Annotated in this window: 5 protein-coding genes; 4 read left to right on the top strand and 1 reads right to left on the bottom strand. The window is 53.0% G+C overall.

Going from position 1 to position 8,500, the window contains the following annotated elements; translation table 11 throughout:
- Nucleotides 1-304 precede the first annotated feature (304 nt).
- Nucleotides 305-667 (bottom strand): diacylglycerol kinase, encoded by a 363-nt coding sequence (locus tag Q0369_RS08430; protein WP_298098603.1) that lies wholly within the window; start codon nt 665-667, stop codon nt 305-307.
- A 67-nt stretch (nt 668-734) separates the two neighbouring features.
- Between Q0369_RS08430 and Q0369_RS08425 the strand changes: the two genes are divergently transcribed.
- From Q0369_RS08425 to Q0369_RS08410, 4 genes are all read left to right on the top strand, one after another.
- The gene (locus tag Q0369_RS08425) at nt 735-1,493 is read left to right on the top strand and encodes an exodeoxyribonuclease III (RefSeq protein WP_298098599.1); all 759 of its coding nucleotides are present in this window, start codon (nt 735-737) and stop codon (nt 1,491-1,493) included.
- Between the two features lie 140 nt (nt 1,494-1,633).
- Nucleotides 1,634-3,280, top strand: coding sequence for a formate--tetrahydrofolate ligase (locus Q0369_RS08420; protein WP_298098596.1), 1,647 nt, complete (start codon nt 1,634-1,636; stop codon nt 3,278-3,280).
- Between the two features lie 1,385 nt (nt 3,281-4,665).
- Nucleotides 4,666-7,305, top strand: coding sequence for a hypothetical protein (locus tag Q0369_RS08415; RefSeq protein WP_298098593.1), 2,640 nt, complete (start codon nt 4,666-4,668; stop codon nt 7,303-7,305).
- A 38-nt stretch (nt 7,306-7,343) separates the two neighbouring features.
- Nucleotides 7,344-7,943, top strand: a complete 600-nt coding sequence (locus tag Q0369_RS08410; protein ID WP_298098590.1) for a tetratricopeptide repeat protein — start codon at nt 7,344-7,346, stop codon at nt 7,941-7,943.
- The last annotated feature ends 557 nt before the right edge of the window (nt 7,944-8,500 follow it).

Raw genomic sequence — 8,500 nt, 5'->3', positions numbered from 1 at the left:
CCATCTGCTCGTCAAATATCGCCTGCGCCGCCGCGTCAAATTGTTTTGCCTGCGCTGAAGCCGCAGCCAGCGCGCCTAGTTTTAGAAAGTCTCGTCTTTTCATGGTTGTTCTCCGTTAAATTTAAATTTGATTGGTTTATTTGGTTTAAATCTAGCGGGATTTATGCGGTTGAGTTTTGCATGGTTTGCCTTTTAACGTATTACGCGACCTCGCGTCTTGGCGGCGATTTTACGAAATTTAGGCTTAATTTGCCATTTATCTATGGCGCTGCGGCGAAATTAAATTTTTATACGCAGTTCGTTACTAAAATAACTTATCTATCAGCGCATATCCCCACAGTACGGCATTGAGAAATAGGCTCATCATCACGGCCGTGCTTGCGGTGTCTTTGGCACCCTTGGCTAGCGGGTGGATTTCGCTCGTGGCAAGATCGACCGCGCGCTCTATGGCGGAGTTTACGCACTCTAGCGCTATAGTAAAGACCGCGCCGAAGATCAAAAATAGATTTAGAGTCGCGCCGAAATTCCAAAAAAATAGCGACAGCAGAAGCGGGACAAACACGAAAAGCTCGAGCCTAAAACTACGCTCGCTGCGCAGCATCTCGCAAAGACCCGCCATCGCGTAGCCCCAGTTGGCAAAAAATCGGTATTTGGGCTGATTGCGCATAATTTTCCTTTAAATTTAGTCAAAATTTCGTATAATCATACCAAAATTTTTGCGCCAAAGGCTAAATTTGAAACTGATTAGTTGGAATGTAAACGGACTGCGCGCAGTACTCGGCAAAGACGGCTTCGCGTGGCTTGCGGAGCAAAACCCCGATTTTTTGGGCTTGCAAGAGATCAAGGTGAGCGAGAAGGACGCTCCGAAAGGGCTTTATGAGCTCGGATTTTCTCAGATCGATCTAAATTCCGCCGCTCGTGCGGGATATTCGGGCGTGGCGAGCCTAGCAAAATTTAAAAGCGAGACGAGCAAAGCGCTGTTTTTCCCCGACGACGAGGGGCGCATGCTGCAGCACCGCTTCGGCGATGTCGTGCTTTTTAATATCTACTTTCCCAACGGCCAAAAGGACGAGGCGCGGCTAGCCTACAAGATGGAATTTTACGCGAAATTCCTAGCCTACGCGCGCAGCCTCGCGGAGCAGGGGCTCGGAGTGATATTTTGCGGCGACGTAAATACCGCGCACCGTGAGATCGATCTTGCGAACCCCAAAGCAAACTCCAAAACCTCGGGCTTTTTGCCGATCGAGCGGGCGTGGCTCGATGAGGTGGAGGCGGCGGGCTTCGTCGATACATTCCGTGCCGTGCACGGCGAGCTGCGGGACGCCTACTCGTGGTGGAGCTACCGTTTTAACGCGCGTGCCAAAAACATAGGCTGGCGGATCGATTATTTTTTCATCTCGGCAAATTTGCGCTCGGGGCTAAAGGACGCTTTCATCCTAAGCGACGTGATGGGCAGCGACCACTGCCCCGTGGGCATCGAGATCGAAATTTAGCCGGGGCAAATTTCGCGGCGCGAGCTTTGATCTTGCGCGGCTCGTGGATAAGGTGTGCGTAGCGGCGCGAGCTAATGCGCGGCTTTAAAGAGGCGGTGCGTAAACGCTGCGCGATAAAATTTTAAATTTAAGGAGAGAAAATGTTGAGCGATATCGAAATAGCAAATGCGGCGAAGCCGGATAAAATTTCAAACGTTGCGAAAAATTTGGGGCTTAGCGAAGATGAGATCGAGCTGTACGGCCACTACAAAGCCAAGCTAAATATCAAGCCGCGATCGCGCGCTTCGAAGCTTATTTTGGTCACGGCGACCAATCCGACGCCGTTTGGCGAGGGCAAGACGACGACCTCTATCGGTCTAGCCGACGCGCTAAAGCGCCTAGGCAAAAGCGTCTGCCTTGCGCTGCGCGAGCCGTCGCTGGGGCCAGTTTTTGGTATCAAAGGAGGAGCTGCTGGCGGCGGATATTCGCAGCTGGTGCCGATGGACGATCTAAATTTGCATTTTAACGGCGATTTTCACGCGATCACCTCCGCAAACAATCTCATTTCGGCAGTCATCGACAACTCGCTGTATCAAGAAAACCCGCTAAAGATCGATAAAATTTTGTGGAAGCGCTGCATGGATATGAACGACCGCGCGCTGCGCCACATCACCGTTGGGCAGGGCGGGCGCACCGACGGAGTGCAGCGCGAGGACGGCTTTAATATCACCGCGGCTAGCGAGATAATGGCGGTGCTGTGCCTCTCAAACGATCTTGCCGAGCTTAAAGAAAACATCGCAAACATCATGGTCGCCTACGATACGCAGGGAGAGCCGATATATGTGCGCGATCTGGGCTGCGCGGATGCCGTGGCGATCCTACTAAAAGACGCGATGAAACCAAATCTCATCCAAAGCCTTGAGCACACGCCCGCGCTCGTGCACGGAGGACCTTTTGCAAATATCGCGCACGGCTGCAACTCCATAATGGCGAGCAAGTTAGCTCTAAGTCTTGCCGATTACGCCGTGACGGAGGCGGGCTTTGGAAGCGAGCTCGGGGCTGAAAAATTTATCGACATCAAGTGCCGCCGCGCCGGCATCGCTCCGGATGCCGCGGTGCTGGTTAGCACGATCCGCTCGCTTAAATACAACGGCGGCGCGGATAAAGAAAGTATCGCGAGCCCTGATCTTGCCGCGCTTCAAAAAGGTATCGTAAATTTAGGCGGACATATTGAAATTTTACAAAACTTCGGGCTAAATCCGGTCGTGGCGCTTAATCGCTTCAGCTTCGATAGCGACGAGGAGATCGCTTTCGTACGCGAGTACTGCAAGCAGCGCGGCGTGCAGATGGCGATTTGCGAAAATTTCGCCAAAGGAGGCGAGGGCGCGCTTGAGCTAGCCCACCTCGTAGTAGATGAGTGCGAGCGCGCTAAGGAGCTGAAATTTGCCTACGAGCTTAGCGACGATACGGCGAGCAAGATCGAAAAGATCGCTACTAAAATTTACGGCGCGAGCGAGGTCGTTTTCGAGCCCGAGGCGCAAAAGGCGCTACAGCACATCAAGGCTTTGGGGCTTGAGCGGCTAAATGTCTGTATCGCAAAGACGCAGTATAGCTTCAGCGACGATGCTAAGGCGCTCGGGCGCGCGCGCGGCTTTAAGCTTAGCGTCAAGGACCTTCAGATTCGCACGGGAGCGGGCTTTATCGTCGCCGTCTGCGGCAAGATAATGCTTATGCCGGGGCTGCCGAAGGTTCCTAACGCGCTAAACATGAAGATCACGGATGGGGGCGTCATAAGCGGGCTTGCGTGATTTGAAATTTTATTTTAGGCGCTCAAAACCAAAGCCGAAAATTCCGCGCTTGGGCGGTAAAATTTGGCTGTGGGCTTCGGCGGCGATAAATTTTGCTTGCAGGTTGCGGCGAGTTTATCTCGCCCCGGTTTTAGTGCGCTAGGTTTTGATTAATCGAGTTTCGGCGCGCCGGGCTCGGCCTGCAAAATTTCATTAAATTTCGCGCAAGATTTACGCAGAAATTCGGCGCGAAACTTGCGCGGGTTTGCATTTGAAATTTCGCCCGCAAAATTCCGTGCAAAACCGGGCGCGAGATCTTAAACCGAGCCGCTCGCGAGTTTGCGAGCTCATCGCGGCAAGATTTAAAATTTCATAATGCATAAGCTCGCCGTGAAATTCAAAATTTCACGCGGCTGCTCACAGTGTCATGTGTCGCTACGAGATTCTAAATTTCATGTCGAGCGCACCGTGAAATTAATCTGTCGGTCGCGCAGCAGATCGCCGCACGATCTAAAATTCGCGCTTGCGCCGCGACATACGCCGCCGTGAGTTAAATTATGCGGCAGGCGGCTAAATTTTACGCTCGTACGATCAGTCATGTTGGCGGAGGTTTGCGGCGCCCGGATTAAATTTTACGCACCGCCGTGTATCGCCTGCGGTGGGCGCGGATGTGTCTGATCCGTTTTGCTTGCAAAGGCTAGGCGGCTATAACTGCGCGACATCGTAGAGCTAAATTTTACGAGCCGCTGCGTCACGGCAATGAAATTTTGCGCCGTGCTGCTCGCTGCGACTAAATTTGCGCGATGATATGTCGGCTACGCGCTTGTAAATTAAATTGCACTCCACGCGCCCGTCGCCTGATTGTCGCGCGGGATTGAAATTTGCGCGCCGCTTATCGCAGAATTTTAGGCCGCTGCACACCGCGCTATAGCTGTCGTAAAATTTTAAATTTCATGCTGTGCGTACGTACGAGCTCGCCGTGAAATTTAAAATTTTATGCAGGCGTGAAATTTGCTTCGCGTTACTCTGTGTCGTGCATCATCGCGAGCCAAATTATGCGCTGCTGCGGAATTAAAGTCTTGCATACCCGCTGCTACCGCTCGGGCGCTGTATGCCTGGCGGCTCCGTTTTGCGATCCGTTCGCGCCGTATTTGTTGTGGCAGTTATGTACGTCGCCGCGCCGCAGTGCGAGATTTTGCGTCGAGCTCTATTTTAGAGTTTTGATTTGCAGCGAGATTTTACGGCGCGCAATGGCGCTAAATTCCATCCTGCGTGAGATTTTGGAATTTTAAAATTCCCTTTCGCGGTATAATTGTATGAAATGCAAAATTTGCAGGATTTCAATAAAGGAATTTTAAAATTTATGCGGCGTGGCTTTGTGGCGCGCCCGCAAGAAAGGAGCGATCATGGACAAGCTGGATAAAGAGGAGCTAGCAGAGGCGTTTGTCGCTAGGCTCAAAGCACTAGCGCGTAGCGGAGGCGCCGATCTGCGTGAGCTTGATCGCGAGTTTTACGGATTTAGCGTGAGGCTTGGCGTGCGTTACGACTTCGCCGGCAAGTTTAGCGTCTCGCAGATAAGCGGCGGCGAGCGCGCACAGCTGCATTTCGCTGACGTCGCGCAGTTCGAAGCTCATGCGCGCGAGTGCTTACGCGCGGCGAGCGCGGATGCGGAGCTAAGCGAGGCTTTTATGCTACGCCTGCGTGCAGATCCCCAAAAAGCCGCTATGAATGCGGATCAGATCATAAAATTTCACGATTTTAAGCCCTTTAGCGTTCAGCTGCGTTGCGAGCATTGCGGCGGATCGGGCAGGAGACGCTGCAAAGGCTGCGAAGGCGCAGGCAAGACGCCGTGCGCTAACTGCGGCGGGCGCGGGCGCTTGATCTGCCCCGATTGCAAGGGCACCGATGGCTATAGCCGCGCGGCATTAAGCTCTACGGACGCTCATGCGCGCAACCTTTCTGGAGGCGACTCTGCAGGCTCTGCGCCAAATTCTATGGGTTATCGCTTCATCCCCTGCGCTAGCTGCGGCGGTAGCGGCTTGCGCATTTGTCCCGCTTGCGGCGGTGCGGGCAGATTGCGTTGCGAAAAGTGCGGCGGTGCGGGTGATTTTCGCTGCGAGCACTGCGATGGGCGCGGGTATTTCACTCGCACCGGCAAAATATCCGTTTATGCCCGCCCGAGCGTCAGCATAGGCGCTAGCTCGCAGGTTTTTGGGCGCGAGCTGCTGGAGTTTTTATGCAGCAAGGGCGTAGGCTTTGCTGCGCGCAGATTTTTATTTCGTCTAAACTCGCTGCGAGCGGTGCAGGGCAGCTGCGAAGCGGTATTTAGCGCGGAGGATGATTTTTTGCGCTTGAGTTTTGCCGTCTGCGGCAAGGCTTACGATGCGGCGTGCTTCGGAGGTGCAACATTCGTAAGACCTAATTTTTTGGACGAAGTTTTTGCGCCGGAGCTTGCGGCGGTGCGCGGCGCACCCGCTAGACTAGGGCGGGACGATGCGCAAAGCCTTTTTGCGCTATTTCGCGCAAAGCCTGCGCTGGATGCGGCGATGCGCCTAACTAGTGCTAAGCTGCGCGGCGAGACGCTAAATCTCGAGCAGTTGCGCGGCGCGGATAGACATTTTAACTCTGTAAATTCTACCTGCGGCACGGCTGATCGCGACGCTTTGAGCCTTGCAAAAGACGCTTCGCGCAAAGAAAATCTCAAGGGCGGCGCGAGCGTAAAATTTGCGAGTACGAAATTTGCTAGCGCTCCGGCAAATTCTATGGGCGCGGAAGATAATCGCCTGGGGTTGCGCGGAGAGCAAGGCAGGTTCGCAGGAGGAGTGAGCGGCGGCATAAAATTTGCAGGGGCGGATCTTTTGGAAGGTGGAGAGAATTCTGCCGGCGATTTTGAGGATAGGCAGCAAAACAGCGAAGCTCTCGCGCAGAATGGACCTAATTTTGCCGGCTCGCAAGAGGGCTTAAGCGGCACTTCTGATCGCGTCGCGGAGGATCTTTACGAATTACACGGCGAGCGAGATTACCGAGATTTAAGTGTCTTGGGTGCTGAAAATTCCACAAATTCCATAGACTCCGCCGCAATCAATTCCGCAAATTCCAAAAACCTCGCCGCTGCAAAATTTAAAAATCGCGCGAATACGCGAGATCCTGCCGCGTCAAATTCTAAAATTTCGCCCTTTGCGCGATTAAAGAAGTTCTTTTTCCCGCGTTCTTTGCGCGAGGATTGCGCGCAGAGTTTTGCCGCGGCGATTATGCGCGTTTGTGATGGCTTTATTTCGCAGCAATGCGCTCGTGATTTGGGCGGAGCGATGGCTGGGGCGCTTGGCGTGCTAAGTCCGCGATATGACCGCGCGATGTGGTGCATAGGCGGAGGCGCGCTCATCGCAGCGGCTGCGCTGGCGTGCGAGGGCTGCTTCGAGATGATCTTTGCGGAGCATTATTTTTGGACACTTGCATGTGGCGTGGCAATCGCTGCTGCGGGGCTGTTAGGCGGAGGAGTGCTGTGGCTGGCAAGCGCAGTGCGGTGCGCTGTAAAAGCTCGTAAAATTCCGCGAGAATATCGCTGCGGCAGAGGCGGCGCGGCGTTTGCTCGCTTTTGTAAAGCTCTGCTCTGCGCCGTTTTAGCTAGCGCAATCTACGGAGGCGCGGCAAATACGGGCTACGTGCCGAAAACCGGCGCAGCAGGGCTGCTGCGAGGGTGGATGCCTGCATTTTTTGAGGACGAAAATTCCGCTTCCGCGAGTGATGGCGTAAATTCTGCAGACGAAAATTCTACGAGTGCAAGCTCTAGCGGCTCTGAAAGCCCTGCTTCAAATTCCGCTTCCGGGGCGACTAAGGATTCCGCTGCGATGCAAAAGGATAAAATTTTATATATCCAAAAAAGCATCGGAGCCAAGCAGGATGGGATTTTTGGCGCACGCACGCTAAAAAAGGCGAGAGAGGTTTTGGATCAAAATCTAAGCAGCGTCGATGAAATTTACGAGGCTCTAAAAAGCAAAGAGCGTGCGAGAACGAACCCGAACTCCAGCGATAAATCCGTGCCTTAGGCTTGGCGGGCGATCTTAAAAAATCAAAAAGGACTAAAATGAAAAATAAAATTTCAGTTCTAGCGCTTATCGCGGTGCTTTCCGCAAATTTCGCGCTAGCCGAAAATTTTGAAATCACTGCAGACGATATAAGTAGGGCTACAAAATCCTGCGATAAGGGCGATGTGAAGGCGTGCGGGGCGTTGGCGCAGATTTATAATTATGGCTGGGGCGTGCCACAAGATCTGCTAAAGGCTGCGCCGTTATACGTCAAAGCTTGCAAAGGCGGCGATGTGGAGTCGTGCGTAAATTTAGGCATTTTGTATCAAAGCGGAGAGGGGATACCGCGCGATGAGGCGAAGGCGGCGGAGCTGTTTGACAAAGCCTGCGATGACGGGCACGCGATAGGCTGCAGTAACGCAGGCTCTGCGTATATGGGAGGCAGAGGCGCGCGCAAAGACGCTATAAAGGGCGTAGGTTACTATGTGCGCGGTTGCGATATGGATATCGCAGACAGCTGGCTTGCGTGTTTAAATTTAGCACGTCTTTACGAGGGCATAGATAATGTTAAAGCCGTGCAGTACTACAAAAAGGCCTGCGAGCTAGGCGGCAAGGATAGATTTATGAGCTCGGTAGCGGAACATGAAAGGGCATGGTAAAGCTCATGCGAAAGCTATGAAAGGCTTAAATAGCCCGCAAATCCATGCTTTGAAGCATACCCTCGCGCTCGTCGTGGCTACGGAGTAAGAACCATAGCAGATTTCGCATAAATAGCGCAAATCTAAACATCAAGTATCCTGTAGGAGCGGAAACATAACGGCGCAAGTTCTTAGCGGGCTCGTATTTTAGGAGGCAAGATAATGACGCTAGCGCTGATCCGCCACGTTACGCCGCCAATTGATCGCGGCGTATGCGACGCCGCAGAAGCGACACGGCGCGCGATCCTGTATGACGCTACGCAAAGCTTAGCTCTGTATGAAACCTATAAATTTAAAAGCAGCGCCGCATACGAAAAGCTCGCTCGCATAAGCCGAGTATGTTCCTCTCCGCTGCCGCGCATGATGGCGCTAAATTTTAACCTTCTCCCACGGCTCAATCCCGCCTGCAACCTCCTCAAAAACGCCTGCGATTTCTATATTTTTTACGCTTAAATTTCGCTCGTAAGCCTTGATATCGCGTGATTTTAGCTTCTCTTGCAAAAAGGCGAATTCATACT

It is taken from the genome of uncultured Campylobacter sp., from assembly GCF_938030685.1.
Lineage (GTDB): Bacteria > Campylobacterota > Campylobacteria > Campylobacterales > Campylobacteraceae > Campylobacter_B.
This window is presented reverse-complemented; position numbering and strand designations above follow the sequence as displayed.

Coding starts and splice junctions, on each gene's coding strand:
- Q0369_RS08430 (WP_298098603.1), bottom strand. CDS start 667: ATGCGCAATCAGCCCAAATACCGATTTTTTGCCAACTGGGGCTACGCG.
- Q0369_RS08420 (WP_298098596.1), top strand. CDS start 1,634: ATGTTGAGCGATATCGAAATAGCAAATGCGGCGAAGCCGGATAAAATT.
- Q0369_RS08415 (WP_298098593.1), top strand. CDS start 4,666: ATGGACAAGCTGGATAAAGAGGAGCTAGCAGAGGCGTTTGTCGCTAGG.
- Q0369_RS08410 (WP_298098590.1), top strand. CDS start 7,344: ATGAAAAATAAAATTTCAGTTCTAGCGCTTATCGCGGTGCTTTCCGCA.